This window comes from Micromonospora sp. 15K316, assembly GCF_004348525.1.
GTDB lineage: Bacteria > Actinomycetota > Actinomycetes > Mycobacteriales > Micromonosporaceae > Micromonospora.
Genome location: NZ_SMKG01000006.1, coordinates 33,083 through 55,200 on the forward strand (window position 1 = coordinate 33,083; position 22,118 = coordinate 55,200).

At 70.0% G+C, this 22,118-nt stretch carries 20 protein-coding genes; 10 read left to right on the forward strand and 10 right to left on the reverse strand.

Features of this window, described 5'->3' with window-relative positions; translation table 11 throughout:
- Positions 1–98: 98 nt before the first annotated feature.
- Entirely contained in the window at positions 99–1,016 is a 918-nt protein-coding gene (locus E1211_RS03080; protein WP_132345138.1) for an NADP-dependent oxidoreductase, read from the reverse strand.
- Positions 1,017–1,913: 897 nt separating this feature from the next.
- Here E1211_RS03080 and msrB point away from each other — a divergent pair.
- From msrB to nhaA, 6 genes are all read left to right on the forward strand, one after another.
- Positions 1,914–2,387: a peptide-methionine (R)-S-oxide reductase MsrB gene (msrB, locus tag E1211_RS03085; RefSeq protein ID WP_132345140.1), complete on the forward strand. Its 474-nt coding sequence runs from the start codon at positions 1,914–1,916 to the stop codon at positions 2,385–2,387.
- A gap of 9 nt (positions 2,388–2,396) precedes the next feature.
- Positions 2,397–2,903: a peptide-methionine (S)-S-oxide reductase MsrA gene (gene msrA / locus E1211_RS03090; RefSeq protein WP_132345142.1), complete on the forward strand. Its 507-nt coding sequence runs from the start codon at positions 2,397–2,399 to the stop codon at positions 2,901–2,903.
- A gap of 178 nt (positions 2,904–3,081) precedes the next feature.
- Positions 3,082–4,263 (forward strand): low temperature requirement protein A, encoded by a 1,182-nt coding sequence (locus E1211_RS03095; RefSeq protein WP_132345144.1) that lies wholly within the window; start codon positions 3,082–3,084, stop codon positions 4,261–4,263.
- 277 nt (positions 4,264–4,540) lie between these two features.
- Positions 4,541–5,197, forward strand: coding sequence for a TetR/AcrR family transcriptional regulator (locus tag E1211_RS03100; protein WP_132345146.1), 657 nt, complete (start codon positions 4,541–4,543; stop codon positions 5,195–5,197).
- Between the two features lie 420 nt (positions 5,198–5,617).
- Positions 5,618–6,046: an OsmC family protein gene (locus E1211_RS03105; RefSeq protein WP_132345148.1), complete on the forward strand. Its 429-nt coding sequence runs from the start codon at positions 5,618–5,620 to the stop codon at positions 6,044–6,046.
- A 474-nt stretch (positions 6,047–6,520) separates the two neighbouring features.
- On the forward strand, positions 6,521–8,410 hold the full coding sequence (gene nhaA / locus E1211_RS03110) for a Na+/H+ antiporter NhaA (RefSeq protein ID WP_132345232.1): 1,890 nt from the start codon (positions 6,521–6,523) through the stop codon (positions 8,408–8,410).
- A gap of 88 nt (positions 8,411–8,498) precedes the next feature.
- On the opposite strand, the gene E1211_RS03115 is transcribed toward nhaA, so the two are convergent.
- The 7 genes from E1211_RS03115 to E1211_RS03140 all read right to left on the reverse strand — a co-directional run bounded on the left by E1211_RS03115 (position 8,499) and on the right by E1211_RS03140 (position 15,597).
- Positions 8,499–8,948, reverse strand: coding sequence for a hypothetical protein (locus tag E1211_RS03115; protein WP_132345150.1), 450 nt, complete (start codon positions 8,946–8,948; stop codon positions 8,499–8,501).
- Positions 8,949–9,315: 367 nt separating this feature from the next.
- Positions 9,316–9,729: a DUF4259 domain-containing protein gene (locus tag E1211_RS03120; protein WP_132345152.1), complete on the reverse strand. Its 414-nt coding sequence runs from the start codon at positions 9,727–9,729 to the stop codon at positions 9,316–9,318.
- Positions 9,730–9,949: 220 nt separating this feature from the next.
- Positions 9,950–11,815 (reverse strand): hypothetical protein, encoded by a 1,866-nt coding sequence (locus E1211_RS03125; protein ID WP_132345154.1) that lies wholly within the window; start codon positions 11,813–11,815, stop codon positions 9,950–9,952.
- A 201-nt stretch (positions 11,816–12,016) separates the two neighbouring features.
- A complete protein-coding gene (locus E1211_RS03130; protein ID WP_132345156.1) occupies positions 12,017–13,864 on the reverse strand; it encodes a glycoside hydrolase family 15 protein in 1,848 nt (615 codons plus the stop codon).
- A 183-nt stretch (positions 13,865–14,047) separates the two neighbouring features.
- Entirely contained in the window at positions 14,048–14,584 is a 537-nt protein-coding gene (locus tag E1211_RS03135) for a GNAT family N-acetyltransferase (protein WP_132345158.1), read from the reverse strand.
- Between the two features lie 99 nt (positions 14,585–14,683).
- On the reverse strand, positions 14,684–14,815 hold the full coding sequence (locus tag E1211_RS33670; protein WP_256371304.1) for a hypothetical protein: 132 nt from the start codon (positions 14,813–14,815) through the stop codon (positions 14,684–14,686).
- A 224-nt stretch (positions 14,816–15,039) separates the two neighbouring features.
- A complete protein-coding gene (locus E1211_RS03140) occupies positions 15,040–15,597 on the reverse strand; it encodes a hypothetical protein (RefSeq protein WP_132345160.1) in 558 nt (185 codons plus the stop codon).
- Positions 15,598–15,836: 239 nt separating this feature from the next.
- Between E1211_RS03140 and E1211_RS03145 the strand changes: the two genes are divergently transcribed.
- Positions 15,837–16,433, forward strand: a complete 597-nt coding sequence (locus tag E1211_RS03145; protein ID WP_132345162.1) for a TetR/AcrR family transcriptional regulator — start codon at positions 15,837–15,839, stop codon at positions 16,431–16,433.
- 163 nt (positions 16,434–16,596) lie between these two features.
- Here E1211_RS03145 and E1211_RS03150 read toward each other — a convergent pair whose 3' ends face one another.
- Both E1211_RS03150 and E1211_RS03155 read right to left on the reverse strand, forming a co-directional pair.
- Positions 16,597–17,832, reverse strand: coding sequence for a low temperature requirement protein A (locus E1211_RS03150; protein ID WP_132345164.1), 1,236 nt, complete (start codon positions 17,830–17,832; stop codon positions 16,597–16,599).
- A 132-nt stretch (positions 17,833–17,964) separates the two neighbouring features.
- Positions 17,965–19,206, reverse strand: coding sequence for an MFS transporter (locus E1211_RS03155; protein ID WP_132345166.1), 1,242 nt, complete (start codon positions 19,204–19,206; stop codon positions 17,965–17,967).
- Between the two features lie 114 nt (positions 19,207–19,320).
- Here E1211_RS03155 and E1211_RS03160 point away from each other — a divergent pair, with 114 nt between their 5' ends.
- Genes E1211_RS03160 through E1211_RS03170 form a run of 3 tightly spaced genes read left to right on the forward strand, consistent with a single transcriptional unit; the run spans position 19,321 to position 22,098 of the window.
- Positions 19,321–20,751, forward strand: a complete 1,431-nt coding sequence (locus tag E1211_RS03160; RefSeq protein WP_243709314.1) for a cyclopropane-fatty-acyl-phospholipid synthase family protein — start codon at positions 19,321–19,323, stop codon at positions 20,749–20,751.
- A complete protein-coding gene (locus E1211_RS03165; RefSeq protein ID WP_243709316.1) occupies positions 20,663–21,091 on the forward strand; it encodes a SigE family RNA polymerase sigma factor in 429 nt (142 codons plus the stop codon). Before E1211_RS03160 ends, E1211_RS03165 begins: the two co-directional genes overlap by 89 nt.
- Positions 21,088–22,098, forward strand: a complete 1,011-nt coding sequence (locus E1211_RS03170; RefSeq protein ID WP_132345170.1) for a hypothetical protein — start codon at positions 21,088–21,090, stop codon at positions 22,096–22,098. The genes E1211_RS03165 and E1211_RS03170 overlap by 4 nt, the downstream gene beginning before the upstream one ends.
- Positions 22,099–22,118: the final 20 nt, after the last annotated feature.

Below are 22,118 nucleotides of genomic sequence, written 5' to 3' on the forward strand. Positions count from 1 at the left end.
CTGGCTCAGCCGCACGCCGTCGAGGTGAGGTGAAGGCCCAGTGACCGACGTACTTCTTGCTCCTGCGGGTCGTCCTCGTGCTCGGGTGTGCCGAGTTCCTACGGACGAACCCGGATGATCGTCTTTCCCTTGATCCGCTCGGTCGGGTTGAACGCGGCGACGGCGTCGTCGAGGGCCGCGACGGTGCCGATGACCGTCCGCAGTCGTCCGTCCCGCACCCGCCGGACGACCTCGCCCAGTTGGGCGCGATCGGGCTCGACGACGAAGTCGACCGCGAGACCTTCCGCGGGCCGCGCCTCGGGTGGCCCGGCGATGGTCACCAGCGTTCCTCCGGCTCGAATCAGGCCGGCGGACCGCTTCTGGATGTCGCCGCCGATGACGTCGAAGACCAGATCGACTTCGCCGACGTCTTCCAGGGCGTCGTTCTCGAGGTCGACGAACTCCTTCGCGCCGAAGTCGAGCGCCGTCTGACGGTCGGCGGTTCGTCCGGTGCCGATGACGTAGGCGCCGGCCTCGCGGGCGAGCTGGGTCACCATCGATCCGACTCCGCCGGCCGCGCCGTGCACGAGGACGCTCTGCCCCGACTGAAGGCGGCCGTGCGCGAACAGTCCCTGCCACGCGGTCAGGCCCGAGATCGGCAGGCTCGCGCCGACCGTGAAGTCGACGTCGCCGGGCAGCGGCGCGAGGTTGCGCGCCTCGACGGCCACGTACTCCGCCAGGGTGCCGTCGCGAGTCCAGTCCGTGAGGCCGAACACCCGCTGCCCCACGGACAGCCCCGTCGTGCCATAGCCGAGCGCGCTGACCACTCCGGCCAGCTCGTGCCCGGGGATCGACGGCGTCCGGTCGCGGCCGAGGCGATCGGTCCAGGTCGAGGGCCAGCTCAGCTCACCTGGAGTGAATCCCGACGCGTGAACCTGAACGACGACGTCGTTCAGCGCCGGTTCCGGCTCGGGCCGCTCCACCAGCGTCATCCCGGCCGTTCCCGCAGCCTGGTCGGTCACCACTATCGCTTTCATGGGGATCCTCCTTGATCACGTGTCTGTTTGGCGAAGATGCCGCAGGGATGGTTCATTCGACGCCTGATGTCGGGGTCGTAGTCGCCGCCGGCCGATCGGGCCAAGGCCGATTGTCGGCAGCGCGACCCGCCCCCGCCGGCCGATCCCGCGACTGGGCGCGATCGGGCACGACGATGAAGTCGAGCGCCAGGGGAGGGCTTCTGTGCCTTGAACGCTGTTGGGGTGAAGAGGCCAGCCGCGTCGACGAGCAGGACCGTGTCAGACCGCCCGGCGGTGAGCCGTTGTCGGATCTTGGGCGTCCGCTCTCGGTGAGCTCGGCCGCTCAGTCCCATGCCCTTCCGTTCTGCGACAGGGCTTCGACAGCGGCCCCGGCCTGGTCCTGGTCTCGGCCTGTGCCCACGGCAATGCCGCCCTCGGCGATGACTCGGCGGTTGTGGCGATGCCTGTGCCGCTCGGCGAGCTTACGGCCCTCGACACTCTCACCCATGACAGTTGTCTCTTCTCCACCGAATCGCGACTCGTGTCGGCAGCAACCGGCTTCTCCCATGAGTGGTGCGAGGTCCCTGGAACTCGGGCATTGCTGGGCAAGCCGGACAGTTCGTCGCCAGCGGAGTCACCCAGTCGAACACCCCGAACGTAGTCACGGTAGAACTGGTCTGTCAAGTCCAGTCTGAGGGGCAAGTGGATGCTGCTACGGTGCGATTAACACCAAGCTAACTGTCATGGGAGCGACATCCGCCCCCGCTGGCCATCCGGTGCCTAGTCGGACCAGATGGTCCATGGAAGGTGGGCGTCGCGGGAATACGACGAGCCCGTCGAGCGTCTGTATCTCTGCGCGTCCAGGTACGTGTCGCCTCGTTCCCCAATTTCGGGCCAGAAGGCCGGGAAGGGAGAGCTGTGTCCCAGCACACCCAGTACCACAAGAACCCGGAGGCCGTTTCGCGGCTCGACCCGGAGCAGTACCGCGTGACCCAGCAGGACGGCACCGAGCGCCCGTTCGCCAACGCCTACTGGGACAACCATGAGCCCGGCATCTACGTCGACGTCGTGTCCGGCGAGCCGCTGTTCGCGTCGGTCGACAAGTACGACAGCAACTCCGGCTGGCCGAGCTTCACGAAGCCGATCGCGGAGGCGAACGTCGTCGAGCGCAAGGACTTCAGCCACGGGATGATTCGGGTTGAGGCCCGCTCGCTGCACGGGGACAGCCACCTCGGCCACGTCTTCGACGACGGTCCCCGGGACAAGGGCGGTCTGCGCTACTGCATCAACTCCGCGTCGTTGCGGTTCATCCACCTCGACGACCTGGAGAACGCAGGGTACGGCGAATACCGCACCCTGTTCACGAGTGACAACAACACCGGCGACAAGTAGGGAGACGACGTGACCACGGAGAAGGCGATTCTCGCCGGCGGCTGCTTCTGGGGCATGGAGGAGCTGTTCCGCCACCAGCCCGGCGTCGTGTCCACGCGCGTCGGTTACAGCGGCGGCGACGTCCCGAACGCCACCTACCGCAACCACGGCACCCACGCGGAGTCCATCGAGGTCGTCTACGACACCGAGAAGACCGACTTCCGCGAGCTGCTCGAGTTCTTCTTCCAGGTCCATGACCCCTCGACGAAGAACCGCCAGGGCAACGACATCGGCACCAGCTACCGCTCGGCGATCTTCTACACCAGCGACGAGCAGAAGCGGGTCGCCGAGGACACGATTGCCGACGTCGACGCCTCGGGCCTGTGGCCCGGCAAGGTCGTCACCGAGGTCACCCCGGCGGGCGACTTCTGGGAGGCCGAGCCCGAGCACCAGAACTACCTGCAGACCTACCCCAACGGTTACACCTGCCACTTCCCGCGCCCGGGGTGGAAGCTCCCGAAGCGGGCGAAGGCCTGACACCTGCGGCGCGCGGACCTTGCGGTCCGCGCGCCGACTCGCGCCGAGGTGGTCGGCGTGAACGAGGTGTCAGCCGGAGGGGTGGAGCCGGCACCGGTGCCGGTGCCGAGCCACCATCACCGCTGTCGCATGTCAGAATGCCCCAAATCGGAGTAGAGCTGGCAGAACGGGCGGGCCGATGACGAGGAGCAACGCGGCCGAGCTGGTGCGGAAGGCCGGTGATCCTCAGCGAGCTACGTTCCTGGAACTCTTCTTCGACCTGGTGTTCGTTCTCGCGCTCACCCAGCTCTCGCGCGGCCTGACCGAGGATCTCGGGTGGAGCGGCGCCTTCCGGACGCTGGTGCTCTTGGGGGCCATGTGGTGGATCTGGTCCAGCACCGCGTGGCTGACCGACCGGACGGACCCGCAACGACCGCTGATCCAGACACTGGTCATCGCGACCATGGTCGGCGGCCTCGTCATGGCGGCGGCGGTGCCCGAGGCGTACGGCGACACGGGCCTGATCTTCGCGGGCGCCTACGTCGCCATCCAGCTCGGCCGTGGGCTCGTCCTCATCGTCTTTCTGCGTGGCCACGAGCTGCAGCGCATCGGCGTGCGCGGGCTGTTCTGGTACGGCCTGTCGGCGCTGCCGTGGATCGCGGGGGCGCTCGTGGACGGCACGGTGCGTGGGGCGCTGTGGGCACTCGCGGTGGTCCTCGACCACACGGCAGGCAAGATCGGCTTCCCCACGCCGGGGGCGGGTCGTACGCCCAGCCAGGACCTTGTGATCTCGGGCGAGCACCTGGCCGAGCGCTACCAGCAGTTCTTCATCATCGCGCTCGGCGACATGATCCTGGTCACCGGCCTCGCGCTGGGCGGCAGCGGCTTCGCATCGGGCGCGGTCACCGCGTTCGCGGTGTCGATCGCGACCACCGTGCTGCTGTGGCGGATCTACATCTACCGCGCCGGGCAGGTCCTGGCGGAAGCGATCGCCGTGTCCGCCGACCCGGTCCGCCTCGCCGGATCAGCGTCATACGCCCACCTGGGCATGGTGGCCGGCGTGGTCGCGGCGGCCGTCGGCGCCGAACTTGTCATCGCCGACCCGTTCGGGCACACCCCGCCGGCCTGGATCGCCGTCATCCTCGGCGGACCCGCGCTGTACGTGGCCGGACGCGCGCGCTTCGAGCACGCGGTATTCGGCCGCGTGTCCCGGTCCCGGCCGATCGGCGTCCTCGCGCTGGCCGCCCTGACACCGGCGATGCTCCCCCTGCCGCCAGTCGTGGTCGCCGCCGCCGCTGCCCTCGTCCTGGCCGGGATCGCCATATCCGACGCGGCCCGCGCCCGCAGGCGCCCGTCCGAGCCGCCGTCACCACCCGGTTAGCCGGACGTGTCACCCGTCTCCGTTGAACTCGGTGACGGCACGAGCGGGCCTACCGTGCGTCGCCGAGCGGCCCCCGGGCGGCGACTTTGCCGCAGTCGGGACCAAATGGTTCAGAAATCACTAGCCCTGTCGGCGCTTTCGCGGACCGAGCGCCCCTTCATCAAGCTGGTGGAACAGTTGTTCGTCTTTCCTCATCGCGCCAAAACGGCATGACGCCAGATGGACTACAGGGTCCCATTCTCGCTGGATTATCTCGCCGCGCCGATACACTTGACCAATGGGCGACGAGCAGGTGGCTGCGCCGACGAAGCAGCGGAGGATCAGTCAACGGGGCATCGCGACCCGAGAGCGGATCCTCGAGGCGGCGAACCGGCTGATGCTCGTGCGCGGAGTCAACGCGACCACCCTCGACGACATCCGCGAGGCAAGCCAGACGAGCAAGTCCCAGCTCTACCACCACTTCGCCGACAAGCAGGAACTCGTGCGCGCCTTGGTCAGGTATCGAGGCGCGCTCGTCCTGCAGCGCGAGCGCGGAGGGCTCGAACGGCTGAGATCCTTCTCGGGCCTGGTTCGATGGCGTAACGCGCTTGTCCAGGCCAACGCCCTGAACAACGGCAAATACGGGTGTGGCCTCGGGTCGATGGCCGTCGAGTTGTCGGATCAAGATGAGCAGGCTCGATCGATGCTGTCCGAGACGTTCGCGGCATGGGAAAAGCTGATCAGTGATGGTCTGCACCGAATGCGGGACAGCGGCGCACTGCGCCAGGACGCCGAGCCGGAGAAATTGGCCACGGGCTTGATGGCGGCTCTGCAAGGCGGCTACTTGCTGGCGAACGCCGCGCACGACGTCGCACCCATGGAAGTTGCCCTGGACATGGCGCTGGAACACATCAAATCGTTCCTCTCGGAGCCGCCCGGCGGGTCGACCCGTTAATTGGCTCCTTCTGACCGTGATCAGTGGGGCCCGGCGGGCGCGAACGGCCCGGAGGTCGATGACGGTAGGTTGCGCGGTTCGACATCGGCGTCGCCACCTCCTGGCATTGCGCCCGCCCTGGATTAATGGACTTACGAGTCCATGACCGGGTTCTATGCCGAGCGAGTTCGGTTGCGGATGCCCGGGTCCTCGCCTCCTCTGATTGCAGTTCAAAACGTCCGGGATGATGGCTCGTGGGGATCGAGCGGATCTGGAGGCTAGCGATCAATTGGACTATCTAGTCCGAGGGCGCTAGCCTGCGGAGGCACTCGGTCATGGGTCACGCGCCTGGCCGCAGCCCCCGCTCAGGCCGCGGCGCGGCTGCTGCCGGATCCGCGTACCTGGACCGTCACTACCAGGAACTACAGGAAGGCGCGGCTGATGGAAGCCGATAAGGATCGTGTCGTCGCAAACGCCCGAGCTGTCCTTCCGCTCACTGAGCGCCGGCGCACGGACCTCACCACCCGCAACTTCAACTTCGTCGCCGACGAACCGCACAACGGCGCCCTCGGCGACGGCCCGACGCCGACGGAGTACCTGCTGATGGCGCTCGCGTCGTGCACCGCTCAGACGCTGCGGCAGTACGTCGACTACAAGTACGACAACGCCGGTGACATCACCGTCGAGATCGACTACCACGAACCCGAGCGGGAAGGCGAAGAGCGTTACCTGAAGCGCACGATCACGCTGAGCGAAGAACCTGACCCCGACGACCTGAAGGTGATGCACGACATCGCCGAGAAGTCCCCGGTCACCCTGCTGATCCAGTTCGCGTGGAGCGTGAGGACCGAGTTCGTCGGGCCACGCTGAGAATCAGGTCCGCTTGCTGCTCGGCGATCAAAGCCACGTAGCAAGCGGCGGTCGTTGCGCCCCAGCCCGGCGACAGCGCGGCTCGCACGCGGCGCGGGTCCCGGTCTTCGCGATCGACCGGTGACTCGTGCACCTGGCGCGGAACCGGGTCTGCGGTCGGGCCAGGTCGCGGCCCGCCCGCGCCGATCCTGCTCGCCGACGCGCTCGCCGACCGCGACGACGCGGGCGAGCCTTCGTCGCCGATATCTCCGGGTCCACCATCGCGGCGTTCACGCGCCGACCATGAGCCCACCGGCAGTCGCCCGCGTCCCGCAGGGCATCCGCGCGTCCCGGCGCTCTCTCCCCACCGGCCACGGCCGCAGGCAGCGGGATCAGTACTGAACCAAGGGTCACGTGCCGCATCGCCGCACGTGATCCGGCTAACCGTGCCGGCCCGGCCGGCGCTTCGGAAGGTGACGTGTGACCGAGAGCAAGATGAGCGGCCGAACGGTTCGGATGCGGGATCTGACGACCCCGCTGCGAGCCTTTCTGCGAACCGAGTCCGGCAGCGCCGGCGTGCTCGTGGCCGCCATCGTCGCCGCACTGCTCTGGGCCAACATCGACCTCGACTCCTACGAAGCCGTCTGGCGTACCCAACTGTCCCTGCGCCTCGGGCGCCTCGAGCTCTCCCGCGACCTGCACACCTGGATCAACAGCGGCTTGATGACGCTGTTCTTCCTGGTCGTCGGCCTTGAGACGCGGCGCGAGTTCGACCTCGGCGACCTGCGCGACCGGCGACGCCTCGTGCTGCCCAGCATGGCCGGCGTGATCGGCATGCTGATCCCGGTGCTGATCTACCTGGCGATCAACCACGGCGGCCCCGGCGCGCACGGCTGGGGCGTGGCCATGTCGACCGACACCGCCCTCGCCCTGGGCCTGCTGGCACTGCTCGGCCGGGGCGTGCCCGACCGGGTCCGGATCTTCCTGCTCACCGTGTTCGTGGTCGACGACCTGATCGCCCTCATCGTCATCGCCCTGGTCTACAGCGACGACATCAAGATGGTGCCCGTCGTGGTGGCCGTAGCGGCGTTCGCGATCATGCTGGCCATCCGCGCGGCCGGCGTACGACGCGGCACGGCGTACGTGCCGTTCGCCATCGTGATGTGGGGCGCGCTGCTGGTCAGCGGAGTCGACCCGGTGGTGGCCGGCCTGGCCATCGGGTTGACCGCGTTCGCCTACACTCCCGGCCGAGCCGAGCTCGAGCAGGTCAGCGGACTGTTCCGGTCGTTCCGTGAGCAGCCGACGCCCAAGCTCGCCCGAACGGCTTCGATCGGCCTCGCGAACACACTGTCGCCCAACGACCGCCTTCAACGCATCTACCACCCGTGGTCCAGCTACGTCATCGTGCCGTTGTTCGGCCTGGCCAACGCTGGTATCAGCATCGACGGTCCGTTCCTGGCCCAGGCGGTCGCATCGCCTGTCACCTGGGGCGTGCTGCTCGCGTACGTCGTCGGCAAGCCGCTCGCCGTGATCGGCACCTCGGCCGGGCTCACCTGGATCTCCCACGGCCGTATCCGTCCGGCCGTGGGCTGGGCGGGCGTGCTCGGCAGCGGCACGATCGCCGGTGTCAGCTTCACCGTGTCGCTGCTGATCGCCAGCCTGGCCTTCACCGGCGACCAACTGGCCGAGGCCAAAGTCGGGGTGCTCAGCGCCGCGATCGTATCCGCAGCGCTGACCTGGACCGTGTTCCGCGTAACCAACATGCTGCCGAAGGGCAAGCGCACGCGGGCCCTCTTCGGCGACACGACCGAGCTGATCGACCTCGACCCGGAGGTCGACGAGAAGTACGACCACGTCCGCGGCCCGGCGGACGCGTCGGTGACGCTGGTGCAGTACGGCGACTTCGAGTGCCCGTACTGCGGGAAGGCCGAGCCGGTGGTCCGGCAGTTGCTGGGCCACAGCGACCTGCGTTTCGTGTGGCGTCACCTGCCGCTGTCGGACGTGCACCCGCAAGCCCAACTGGCCGCCGAGGCCGCCGAAGCCGCGGCCGCCCAGGGCAAGTTCTGGCAGATGCACGACCTGCTGCTCGACCACCAGGACAAGCTGAACATCACTGACCTGCTCAAGTACGCCGGCGACCTCGGCCTGGATCAGAACCGTTTCCACGACGACCTGATCAGCCACGCCCACGCCGGCCGCGTCGAAAGCGACATCGACTCGGCCGACAACAGTGGAGTGTCCGGCACCCCGACGTTCTTCATCAACGGCCGCCGCCACCACGGCGCCTACGACATCGCCACCTTGACCGCCGCCATCCGAACGGCCCGAGCCCGGGCCAGCCTCGGCCGCGAGGCACCAGCGACCAGTCGGGTCGGCAGCGGCTGAGAACCACGTGTGTAGCGGTACCCGCTCGCCGTTACCGCCGGCAACGGTCGTGTGCGCCGGCGCGTGGACACCTCCACCGTTCCGTCGTTCAGTCCCAGAAGTTGAACAGCAGCTCGCCGACACTCGTCGGCTTCCAGTACGTGATCTGGTCGTGCTCGTAGGGGTCGAGGGCGCTCAGGTCGACCCGTGACAGCGGGGTTCGGAGCTGTTCGACGGTGAGGACCTGGGCGTCGGTCAGGTTGGTGATGGCGGCGGCGAGGTCGGGATGGTCGACGAACGCCACGGCGACATCGCCGGGGGCGTGCGGGCGGGCGAAGGCGATGAACGGCACCGTGGCGTGCCCCAGCACGGCGATGTGGTGCGGGGCGTGGGAGATTCCGACCGTGTGGAAGTGAGGCGTGACGCTGGCGGGAGTGACGCCGGTAACGCTGGCGTCGATGCTGCGCGCGGCGTGGTGACAGACGGCGGTGAAGGCTCTGAGGCTCGCTTGGTGGCAGAGTGGCGGGTTGAAGCCGGTGGCTCCCGGGGGCAGCTTCATGGTGGGGCTCCATGGCCGTCGCGGTCGGTGCAGGCTGTTCGCCGCTGTGGTGGAGGTTTGGCTTTGCGGACCTTGAACCAGACCAGATCAGGTGGGTGTGGGTGGTTAACGCGAGGGCGGTCCGTCAGCGTCTTGAGGCGCGGGTGGGCCTGCGAGAACGCTGATGGTGATCGGTTGGGGATGGGGATCTGCATCGTCGGTTGCTGGCGAAGCCGGACTTCTCACCACCGACGGTGACTCAGCTCAGGCGGTGTGGAGCACGACGCGCCCGAGGTTGGCGCGGGCGAGGCGAGGCAACGGCTGCTGGACGCGCTCGGCGAGGTGGGGCGGCCAACCGGCGAAGCGTGACCCACAGGCAGCACATGTTCTACGTCAGGATTTTGTGCAGGCCGCGAACGGCATCGAAGGCCGGGTTGACCTCGCCCGTGGCCTCCTGCCACAGCTCACGCCATTCGCAGTCCGCGGCCATGACCCGGTCGAGGGCCTTCACCGCGAGCACCGCCAGGTCGTCGGGCAGGTCGAGCCGCCCACCGTCGCCGAGGAAATCCGGTGCGTACGGGGAGGTGATCGGTTGCCCGCCGGGTCGCTGAGCGGCCACGATGGCGGCTGCGGCGATCGCCTCGCAGGCGACGTCGGCGTCGAGGTAGCCGTCCTCGCCGGCGGCTCGGCTCAGCGCCTCGCGGACGATCGCCGGGCGGTTGGCCGCGTCGGCGTCATCGAGGTCACCACACCAGTCAGCGGCGGCGTCGTTGTCGAACGGTCCACTGTCCCACGTCCCCACGAGAGCCTCCCATGATCGGTTGCGCGGCATTCTCACACCGGCCACCGACAGGTTGAACAAGAAGGCGGGCAGGGGTGGCCGGACGGCGGCCGGTGAGGTGCGCCCACGCCGGCCAAGACTGCCGCAGTCCGCCGAACTGCATCGCACGGATCCGCGGCCCGCGTCCGATCGCCCGAGCGCGATCAGGTCGCTGGTGTGGCCGCGGTCCCGGCGGTGGAGGTCAGTCGCTGTGCTGGCGGCCGGCGGAGCGTAGCGACTGGTGACCGTTCTCCTGATCCGGTGCGTTGCCCGCCGCCGGCTTGCCCAGCTGGGTCACCCAGTCGACGAACTCCGCGTCCTGCCTCGGCAGCGGCTCGCCGTCGGTCGGGGTGCCCGTGCGGTCACCGTCGGCCCGGGACTTGTTGCGCCGGAACAGGCCCCGCCGTCCGCCGGCTCGTCCGCCGGCCCGTCCTGCCTGGACGACGGATGCCGGGGTGGCCGGCGCGGCGTCGGTCGTGGACGCGGGCCGGGCGCGCTGGGCGGCCACGAGGGCGTCCCAGTTCGCGGCCTGGTTCAGGTTGGGCAGGGGCGGCCGGTGCCGAGGCGGGGGCACCGTCTCGGGCCTCTCTCGCGTACCGGCCGGGTGGGTCGCCTCCGCGTCCGCCGCGGGTTCGGTCGAGCGCGGCACCCGCCGCGCCGGAACGACCGGCCAGGTCGTCCGAACCGGTGTCCGGTCGGTCTTCGGTGGCAGGTACATCCGGTGGGTCCCTGGGGCCGCGAGCGTCCCGTCGGACGGCATCCCGTCGTTCTCGGTGTCGTCGGCCTCCACTTCCGCCGTTCTCGTGCCCTCCCCGCCGGGTCCTGCGGGAAGGTGGGCCGCTGTCGCGGGCGCAGGTTCCGAGGTCTCCGTGTCGTCGCGGTCGGCCGGCACTGCGAGGTCGGCCGGCACGGCGTGGTCGGCCGGCACGGCGAAGGAGGCCGACGTGGCGAGGTCGGCGGGTGCGGCGGCAACGGCCGGTCCGGCGGTCCGCGTCGCGAAGTCGGCCGGTACGTCGTCCCGGTCACCAGCCGGCGCGTCGACGCCGAGCGGTGCGGCCGCGGTCGGGAGTGCCGCCCCGGTGCCGGTGATCGGCTGCGTGCCGGTCAGGTCGACGGGCTCCGGCTCGTCGGTCCGCGGACCGGCGGTCGACGTCATGGCCTGCGGCTCGGCGGACTGCGAACTGAGGACGTCGGTCGGCTCGGCCATCCGCGCTTCGGCTGTGCGTGGCAGGAGCGGCCAGCGGAACGACGCGACCGCGGCCGAACCGAACACACCGGCGGCGACGGCGAGCAGCGCGCCGTAGTAGGGCGTGATCTGGTAACGGTCGACGGCGTCGCCGGGACCGGCGGTCAGGTAGGCGAACGCGACCAGCAACATGCCGGCTGCGCCGGTCGCGCCGTTGACCAGCGGCGGATGCCCGCGCCAGCGGGCCAGCCCGCCGGTCGCCGCGCCGATGAGCAGGGCCACCGCCGGCAGTATCAGGATCGCCTGCCGTTGTGCCGCGTCGGCGTCGAGCCCGGCCGGCTCCAGCACGCCGAGCCTGACGGCGGGCAGCGGTCCGGCGGTGACGAGCGACGGGACGACCGAGGCGAGCGCCAGCAGCCACACCACGCCGCCCACCGCCGCCAGGTTCCAACCCAGCGGCGGCTTCAGCAGTGCGGCGATCGCGGCTCCCGCACCGACGAGCGCGCCGAGGGTCGTGCAGATGCCGACGGCCCAGATCGGGTCCACGGAGAAGCGTTCGGCGGCCTGGACCGGCCGGACGAAGAGCGGTGCCACGATGGTGGCGCCCAGCGCCGCGGCGGCGGCGATGGCCACCAGCCTGCCCGTGTTACCCAGCTGTCCGTACCGGCGGGCCAGGCGTGCGGTGACGACGGTGCCGGCCACGGCGGCGCACGCCGCGAACCAGCCCACCCAGACGAGCTGAGCAGGCCACTGGTTGACGGTGGAGGCGCCGGTGAGCTGGACGATGCCGAAGCCGAACGCGATGCCGAGTTGACCGGCGCCGGCGAGCAAGCCCATCCCGAGCGCGGTGAGCAGTAGGTTACGCCAGGTGCGAAAGACCATGTCGGGCACGTTACGCACTTGCGATCCGATTTTGACCGAAATGAAGCAATATGGGGGAGTCGCCGAGACGCTGCGCACCACGGCCAAGCGATGGAGAGCGCAGCGCGGCCGGCGGGAGCACGGCGGTCGCCGGCAGGTTCCGGGTGTCTCTGGACGGGTTGACGAGCCGCCGGCGCTGAGGCCCGTACCGGTTGAGCCGCGCTACTGCCGGCGTCGGGCGTCGGCCTCGACGTCGAGCAGGTCGTTCAGCGCCAGCGCCGAGTTGATCAGGGAGAGGTGGCTGAACGCCTGCGGGTAGTTACCGATCTGCTCACCGGTCGCGGCGATCTCCTCGGCGTACAGGCCGAGGTGGTTGCTGAAGGTGAACATCTTCTCGAGGGTGAGCCGGGCGTCGTCCAGGCGACCGGAGCGGCCCAGCGCCTCGACGTACCAGAACGTGCACATGTTGAAGGTGCCCTCGTGCCCGGGAAGGCCGTCGGGGGAGTGGATCGGGTCGTACCGGTGGACCAGGCTGTCCGAGACCAGCTCGCGCTCGATCGCGGTCAAGGTGGACTGCCAGAGAGGGTCGCTCGGCGTCACGAAGCCGACCGCCGGCATGGCGAGCAGCGCCGCGTCCAGCATGTTCTCGTCGTACGCCTGCACGAAGCTGCCGCGTCCCCGGTGGTATCCGCGGGCCATGACCTGGTCGTAGATCCGATTGCGTTGCTCGGCCCAGTGAGTGGTGTCACCGGGGCGGCCGGTGCGGGTGGCGAGGCGGATGGCCCGGTCCAGCGCGACCCAGGACATCACCCGGCCGAAGGTGTAGTTGCGGGGGTGGTGGCGGCTCTCCCAGATGCCGGCGTCGGGCCGGTCCCAGTGCTGGCAGAGCCAGTCGACGAGCCGGACGGTGCTCTTCCACACCTGGTGCGAGACGCGGATGCCCTGCTCGTCGGCGAGGTGCATGGCGTAGAGGGCCTCGCCGTGGATGTCGAGTTGGAGCTGGTCGGCGGCGCCGTTGCCGATCCGCACCGGTCGGGAGTCGCGGTAGCCGTCCAGGTGGTCGAGCACCTCCTCGTGGAGATCGGAGGAGCCGTCCACCCGATACATGATCTTCAGCGGGTCCTGGTGGTCACCGGCCTCACGGATCCGCTCGTCCAGCCAGTTCATGTACCGGCTGACCTCCTCGGTGAAGCCGAGGCCGAGCAGCGCGTGCACCGAGAACGACGTGTCGCGTACCCAGGTGTAGCGGTAGTCCCAGTTGCGGGTGCCGCCGACCAGCTCGGGGAGCGCGGCGGTGGGCGCGGCGATCATCGCGCCGGTCGGCGCGTACGTCATGAGCTTCAGCGTGATGGCCGAGCGCTCGACCATTTCCCGCCACCGCCCGGTGTAGCGGGACCGTTCGACCCAGCGCCGCCAGTAGTCCCGCGTCCACTCGAACATCGCGGTGACCTCTGCCGGCGAGATGATCCGTGGCTCCGTGGCGCCCGTCTCCAGGACCACCCCGCCGGTGTCGCCCTCGTTGAGGGTGCCGTACGCGATCAGGTCGCCGTTCTCCAGGCGGACGTCCCCGGTCTGGGCCCACAGTTGCCGTACCGGGTCTACCGGGTTGAAGCTGAGCGTCGCCGACCGGCTGCGGAACAGGTAACCGTTGGGGTGGCGCTCCAGCTCGTGGTTCTCCCGGGCGTAGTCGAACCGGGGTCGGCACTCCACCCGGAAGCGCATGCTGCCCCGGACCATGTTCACCACGCGGACCAGGCGGTGTGACTCGGTGGCCAGATCGCCGGTGACCGGCATGTAGTCCATCACCTCGGCGACGCCGTCGGCGCTGATGAACCGGGTGATCAGGATCGGCGTGCCGGGCAGGTAGAGCTGTTTGGTGACGTACCGGACGTCGTGCGGGGCGATGCGGAAGTAGCCACCGCGCTCACGGTCCAGCAGGGCGGCGAAGATGCTCGGCGAGTCGAAGCGCGGCGCGCAGAACCAGTCGATGGTTCCGTCGCACGTCACCAGAGCGGCGGTCTGCAGGTCGCCGATGAGCCCGTGATCCTCGATCGCCGGATAGCTCTCCACGCCGCCTCCCGGTCCCGACAACCTCCTGCGCAGTAACCTAAGGGACGAATCGTCGAGGCCGGCTCGATTCGTGATCAGCCACCCGCTCGCGTGCCTCGGCACCTCGACCGGCAGCGCGTGAAGGTCCGCATCCGCACGACCCACGCCGCCTCGGCCGCACGCAGGGCCCGTGCCCCGCCGCCCTCAGCCGAGCTTCTTGACCAGCGTCTCGAACGCCAGGTCGCCACGGCGGGGCTGGCCGAAGCGCTCGTCACCGTAGGGGAACGGGGTGATCTCCCCGGTGCGGACGTACCCGCGTCGCTCGTACCAGGCGATCAGGTCGTCCCGTTGGGTGATGACGGTCATCCGCATCTCCCCGGCGCCCCACTCCTGCTCGGCGTGGCGCTCGGCCACGCCGAGCAGCTCGCGCCCCAGCCCGCCGCCCTGCCGCAGGGGCGCGACGGCGAACATGCCGAAGTAGGCGTGGTCATCACGGCGCTCCACCTGACAGCAGGCGACGAGCCGGGTCCCCTCCTCGACGACGAGCACCGAGCCGTCCGGGCCCATCACCGCGGTGGTCACCATGTCGCGGTCGGTGCGCTGGCCGTCGAGCAGGTCCGCCTCGTGGGTCCAGCCGGCCCGGCTGCTCTCCCCCCGGTACGCCGACTCGACCAGGTCGACGAGGGCGTCGACGTCGGCGAGGCCGGCGATCCGGACGGTGTGGTGTGCGGAGCTGGTCATCGGCGGAACTCCCCGGGTAGCGGCAGCGGGTTCACCATCGTATGCGGGCGGGATCGGGACGTACCCGCCGCGGAACCGGGCCGGCAGGAGGAGGGGCGATCAGAAGCTGATGGCGATGCCGATCCTGCGGTCGCGTCGGCCCAGGAGCAGGTCGAGTCCGAACACCAGCTGGGCGACGGGGTAGCGGCGGGACATGAGCTGGCGTACCCGGGCCGTCTCGGCCCGATCCAAGAGCCGGGCCGGCCACGGATCGGCTGCGATCCGCCGGCCGGCTACGTGCCGGCATAACCGCCGAGGACATCGCCACCTTCGTCCGCATGACCCTCACCGCGGACAGCGACGAGGCCCGCAGCAAGGCGATCCAGGTCATGCTCGATGGACTTGTCAGCCCGGAAGGCGCCGCGACCTGACGTCGCCGGCATCCGGCCTTCTCCAGACCGGCGTCGCCCTCCGTGTCAGTCGCCCTTCGCCGCGCGGCCGAGGCGGACGGCCGAGATGAGGAAGAAGACGGCGCCGGGGATGGCGTAGCCGATCGCGTTGGTCAACGTCGGGCTGTCCGCGGAGGCGCCCGCGATGAACGACCCACCGGCGAGTACCGAGATGCCACCGCTGATGATCATCGGCCACTGGCCCCCCATCCTGCGACGGGTGACACCCACGACCAGCTGGATCAGCCCGGCCACGATCGCCCAGGTACCCCACGCGCGCAGGACCTCCGGGATGCCGGATGTGCTCGCGACCGCCAGGCCGACCGCGGCGAGCAGGCTGACCGCGATGTTGGCGTAGAGCAGGGCGGGTGACCCGGTGGCGCGCGACGCGCGGGCGTCGACGACGGCGGCCGCCACGTCGAACAGCGGGTAGAGCACGAGCAGCGTGACGGCGAGCGGACCGAGGTGCTCGGCGGTCGTGAACATCACGAGGGCCCAGGTGATGGCGAACGCGAAGCGGACGAAGTACAGCTTCCGCAGGGCGGCTGCCGTCGTCGAGACGCCGGGCGCGGCAAGGGTGGTCATGGTGATCCTCTCGGGGTTCCTGACGGGGCGGCGATCAGCGGATGTGGCGCTGACCTGGTCGATCAAGTCGGGGAGCCGGAACGCCCGCCCGGTAGAACGAACGTTCTGTCACGGGCAATGATGGCCGCGCCTGCCGCCTGGTGTCAAGACAGAACGTTCTATCTGATGGTGGCCCTGGCCCGACGGCACGGCGGCGCTCACGACGCCGAGACGGAACGTTCTGTCGCTACCATGGACCCATGGCGACTAGCGAAACCGAGGTCCGGCCGTCCGAGGCGCGTCTCCGGCTGCTCGGCGCGGCTTCCCGGATCTTCTATGCGGAGGGAATCCACTCGGTCGGCGTCGATCGGATCGTCGCCGAGGCCAACGTGACCCGGGCCACGTTCTATCGGCACTTCCCGGGCAAGGAGGATCTCGTCCTCGCCTATCTGCGCGGAGTCGACCAGGCCATCCGCAGCCAGGTGGAGGTGGCCGTCGCGGTCGGCCTGCCGGCGGGTGACGCCGTCCGGGCCGTCGCGGCGTCGATCGCCGAGAGCATCCAGTCTTCCGGCTTTCGCGGATGCGCCTTCCTGAACGCGGTGGCCGAGTATCCCGACCCCGACCACCCCGTACACCAAGCGGTTCTCGCCCATCGGCAGTGGTTCCTCGACGCCGTCACCGCCTTGATGGCACGCATCGACAAGACCTCAGCCGAGTCCGCCGCGCAGCACTTCGTCATGCTGCGCGACGGCGCCATGGCGGCCGGTTGCCTCTTCGATCCGACGGTGATCTGCGAGACCTTCCTCCGCGGCGTCGACGGACTCGTCCAGGCTCATGCCGCGCGGCAGCCGTCCTGATTGCTCGATCGGGTAGGACGGGTCAGCGGTAGGCGCGGGCTCGGTGAGCGGACGGCGGACTCCGCACGAGCGGTGCCGACAGCCGTCCGGCGGGCAACGCCCACGGTGGCGATCGCTCCGCGAACTGTCGGACCCTGAGTGTGCGGTGTGGCCCTGCCCGGGATCAGGCCTCGGACTCGCGACTGCCGGGCGTCTCCCGCGCGATCGGCGAGGCGAAATCCTCCCGCGGCCGCCGCCGGCTCCGCACCGCGTCGAGCAGTGCGACAAGAGCCAGCACTCCGGCCACCGCGCTCAGTCCGACCATCGGCGACCAGCGGGCCAACGCCGCCGTGACCAGCAGCAGCACCACCAAGCCGATCATCCCCGACCCGGGGACCCGGCCGAAGATCGCGTAGTCCAGCCGCACCCGAGCGACGAGGAAGAGCACCGGACCGCCCACCACGAACAGAAGCCACGTCGGCCGCGGCGGCCCGAACGGCTCGGCGATCACCAGCTCGTAGCCGACCGCGGTGACGAGCACGCTGAGCACGATCAACCCGTGCGTCCGTTCCGACGCCGTACCCAACCGGCCGGGCAGGCGCGCCCGCCCCAACGCCTCGTTCAGCAAACGACCGGCGCGGTGGAAGTAGATCCGCCACAACAACGCGCTGGTGGTGAACGCCACCCCGAAGGCGGCCGCCCGCTCCGCCGAGTAGTCCACCCCACCGAAAACGACGCCGATGACCAGAATCGACTCGCCGAGCGCGACGAGGAACATCTGCTGGTGACGTTCGGCCAGATGCTCCCCGGTGATCCGCCAGCGACCGACCGCCGCGGCACCGAGCCGAGGCAGCGGCCAGCCCAGAGCCCAGGCGAGGTAGTCCACCGCGAGCGCGGCCGCCCACAGCGGCAGGCGAAGCCGGTCCGGGCCCAACGCGCCGACCAGCCAGAGCGGTGCGGAGAGCGCTGACCAGGCGGCGAGTCGAAACGGCACCAGCCGTCGTGGATGGCCACGCAGCGCGGCCGCGACCACTAGCGGCCGCACCACCATCACCATCAGGTACGCGACCGTGAACGGCAACGCCCGCTCCTCCATGGCGCGCGGCAGCGTCACCGCCATCACCAGGGCGGCGAACATGGTGCCGACCACGACCGCCTGAATGGTCGACCGCTCCGGCTCGTAGCGACTGGTGATCCAGGTGGTGTGCGACCAGATCAGCCAGAGCGCCAGGAAGAGCAGCAGGGTACGGCCGAGCCCGGTGACGAGCGTCCAGCCGGTGTCGCTGCGCAGGTCGGCGAAGCGATGCGAGACCTGGGTGAGGGCGACGACGAAGGCCAGGTCGAAGAAGAGCTCCAGGAAGGTGGCGCGTCCCGAACTCGTCGCCGGGCGCAGCAGCCCGGCACCGCGTCCCGCCACCATCGTCGGCCCCCGTCCGTCCTCGTGGCACCAACGAGTCGGCCGCCGACAGGGATGCGTCGGCGTGGCCGAGCCGGCGATGACGGCTCGGCCACGCCGCTGTTCTCAGCGGGTAGCACCCACCCGTCGCGCGGTTCACACCCGGACCACAGCGGCCGGTCTCGGTTCGGCGTCGAGCGGAAGGTCGCGCAGCCGCCGGATCGGGGTCGAGAGGTAGATGATCGGGGAGATCACGGTGAGCGCCCCGAAGATCAGCAGAGTGGTGCGGGCGCCGAGCGGCCCGGCCAGGGCGCCGGCGAGCAGGCCGCCGAGGGGGATGGCGCCCCAGGAGACGAACTTGACCGTGGCGATCACGCGGGACAAGAGCTCCGGCGGGCTGGCGAGCATCCGGTAGGTGCGGGTGGTCACGCTGAGCACCACCGAGCAGCCGGCGAAGACGAGGTTGCCGACGGCGAAGGCGAGATAGCCGGCGGCGCCGGTGCCCAGCGGGATGACGAGCGCGCCGGCCACGCTGACGACGGCCGCGATGATCAGACCGCGTGCGGTGCCGACCCGATCGGTGAACCGGGTCGTCAGAGCGGCGCCGACGAGCGAGCCGAGGCCGTCGGCGGCGATCAGCAGACCGACCACGAGCGGCGGCGCGTGCAGCTCGCGCACCAGGTAGTAGTGGAAGAGGGCCAGCATCGCGCCGGAGACGAAGTTCGTCGCGGTGGCGTCCCACATCGCCGGTCCGATGATCGGGTGGCGGAGCACGTAGTGCCAGCCCTCGCGGATCATCGTGACCATCGGGGGCCGCTCGGCCGGTCGTTGTACCCGCCGGGCCGGCAGGGTGCGCAGCAGCGTGGCGGAGATCAGATAGCTGACGGCGTCTACGAAGAGCGTCGGCACCGCGCCCAGCAGCTGCACCGCGAGCCCGCCCAGCGACGGCCCGCCGAGCTGTGCCGCGGCATGCGTAGCGGAGGTGAGGCTGTTGCGCGCCTGCAACTGCGCCGCCGGCACGATCTCCGGCAGGAAGGTCTGGTTCGCCACGTCGAAGAGCACGTTGGCGAAGCTCGTCACCAGGGCGACCGCGACCAGCTGGGCCACCGTCAAGGCGTCGAACCACCAGGCCAGGGGGACGGACGCGATGGCGAGCGCCCGGATCAGATCCAGGGCGACCTGCATGCCGCGCAGCGGCAGGCGCTGCACGATCACCCCCGCCGGCAGGCTGATCAGGAGGTACGCGAGGTAGCCGGCCGCCGTGATCAGACCCATCTCGAAGGGGGACGCGTGCAGCACGGTCAGTGCGGTCAACGGCAGGGCCAATCCACCGACCGCCGAGCCGAAGAGGCTGGTCGTACCGGCGAGCCACCAGCGCCAGAAAACAGTAAGTTCCATAATGGAACTGACCCTAGTGGCGAGGGTGCGGAATGTCGACCGAGCCGACCACGACAGGGCTCTTTCGGCGAGCGATGGTGTCCCTGAGCAGGGGGCCTGTGGGACCATCACCGCATGAGGCGGACCTTGGCCGACGTGGTCGGCCGGCGCTACGAGGACTACTTCCGCGACCGGACCCCCGTGCCGTTCGAGATCGTCGGCACCGACGGCACGACCCACGGCTTCGGGGTCACCGAGGCCCTGCCGCCCCGGTTCAGTCTGGTCGTCCGCGACGACGTCGGTCACCGGGCGCTGCACTCACTCGACCAACTCCAGGTGGTCCTGGCGTACCTCGCGGGGCACATCGACGTCGAGGGTGATCTGTTCGCCGCGCTGACCATGCGGCGGTTCTTCTCCGACGTACATCCGATCGCCTTCCTCGGCCGGTGGCTGCCGGCTGTGCTGCACGGGCGGTACGGACACGACCAGCGGTCGATCTCCCGGCACTACGACGAGGACTCCGACTTCTTCCTGACCTTCCTCGACACCCGGCACCGCTGCTACACCCAGGGTGTGTTCGAGCGGGATGACGAGGCGCTCGAGGACGCGGTGACCCGCAAGCTCGACCTGGCGCTCAAGGCCATCGGTGTCGGACCCGGGGACCGGGTGCTGGAGGTCGGCGGTGGGTGGGGGGCGTTCGCCGAGTACGCCGCGCGGCGCGGCGTCTCGGTCACCACCGTGACGCTGGCGGCCGAGTCCGAGCGCTTCCTCACCGACTTCTTCGCCCGGGAGGGGCTACCGGTCACCGTGGTGCGGGAACACTTCCTGCGGTACCGGGCCGCCGAGCCGTTCGACGCGATCGTGAACATGGGCGTCACCGAGCATTTGCCCGACTACCGGGCCACCCTGCGGGCGTACGCCCGGCTGCTGCGTCCGGGCGGTCGGATCTACCTCGACGCCCTCGCCATGCGTCGCAAGCAGCATCTCTCCACGTTCTTCAAGCAGTACATCTACCCGGGGAACTCGGCCCCCCTGGTGCTGCACTCGTACCTGCGGCAGGTGGCCCGATCCCCGTTCGAGCTGCTCGACGTCGAGGACGACCGGCACAACTACTTCCTGACCTGCCGAGCCTGGGCGCAGCGGCTGGACGCGCGGCGCGAGGAGATCGTCGCCCGCTGGGGGGGAGCCGCTCTACCGCCGCTTCCGGATCTTCCTCTGGGGATCGGCCGCCGGCTTCGACACGGGTCTCGTCCAGGCGTACCGGTGGGTGCTCACCCGCACCGCGGCCTGAACGACCACGGCCGGGGCATCCGGCAGTCGTCCCGCTGCTCGACGAGTGGCCGTTCGCCATGCAACCTTTCCCGTCCACAGGCGGTACTACCTGGTGAACGGGGGAGAGGGGCGGGACGTGATCACACCGGAGGGCTTCGACGAGTTCGTCGCGACCCGCTCGCCCCGGCTGCTGCGTACCGCGTTCCTGCTCACCCGGGACTGGGCGTCGGCCGAGGATCTGCTGCAGACCGCCTTGGCGCGGGCGTGGGAGGCGTGGCGGCGTATCGAGGGTGATCCGGAGCCGTACGTGCGGCCGATCATCGTCAACGCGTACGCCTCGTCGTGGCGGCGCCGGTGGCGGGGGGAGTTACCCACGGCCGACCTTCCTGAGGTGGCCGCCGAGGCGGACCGGTACTCGGGTCTCGACGACCGGGACCGTCTCTGGCGGGCGTTGGGACGACTGCCTCGCCGGCAGCGTGCCGTGCTCGTGCTGCGGTACTTCGAGGACCTGTCGGATGCCGAGATCGGCGAAGTGCTCGGCTGCGCCGTCGGCACCGTCAAGAGCCAGGCCAGCCGGGCCGTGGCCAAACTCCGCCTCGACGACACGCTCTCGCCCGAAGGACTGCTCCGATGAATCTGACCGATCTGAGGCGGGTGCTCGACGAGCGCTCCGGCGAACCGGTGGGGCACGACATGCCCGACGTGCGACTGCACGGCGTACGGGCGAAGGTGGCCGCGCGGCGGCGGCGCCGTATCGCCGTGTGGACGGCCTGCGCGGTGGTCGCCCTGGGCGGCGTCGCCACGGCCGCTGTGCTACCCGGCGCCCACACCGGCGTCGCGCCCACCACGGCGGACAGCCCGGCCCCGGTACGCACCACCGAAGGTTTCCCCGAGTACGCCTACGGCGCCCGGCTCGTGGCCGCGAAGTCCGCGGCGCTGCCCGAGCGCCGCCTCGAACTGACGATCGTGCCGGCCACCCTCGATCTCGTCGTCTCCACCCGCTGCGACGACGCCCTCCTCCAGGAGGAGTTGACCATCAACGGCCACGTTTTCGACGCCCGGGGCGACTGCGGTCAGGTCCATCTGGGGCCTGGCTGGGACAGGTACGACATCACCGTCGGCGAGCCCGCGAAATTCGTTCTGACGATCACCGGGGCGCGGTCGGCGAGCCGGTTGAGCGAGATCCGGACGCAGGTCCCGGCCGCCGGCACATTCGGGCTCGCGATCGGCGAGCGGGTTCCGCTCGATGAGTACCCGGTGCCACCCCGGCCGCCGAAGACACTCGGCCCACTGGCCCTTCCCGCCGGCTGCACGGCGCTGCCGTGCCAGGACTTCGTCATCATCCGGTCCGACCCCGCCGACCCGTCGCGCCCTGTCCGGCAAAGCGTGAGGTGGAAGACCGTCGCCGCCATCCACATGGTCGCCCAGACGCCCGGACTCCTCCACCTCCGCGTCAACGGCATAGAGATCACGACCGGTCGGTGGTCGGACTACTCGATGAACCCCGACAGCATGTACGGCGACCAGGATGGCCGCTGGCAGCGCGAGTTCGGCCTCAACCCGCGCCCCGGCGACCCGGTGAGCATCGAGATCGTGCCCGAGGGCGTCACCGGTGCCTGGCAGGTCGTCTTCGCTCTCTGAGAACGAAGCGGTGGCGGGCC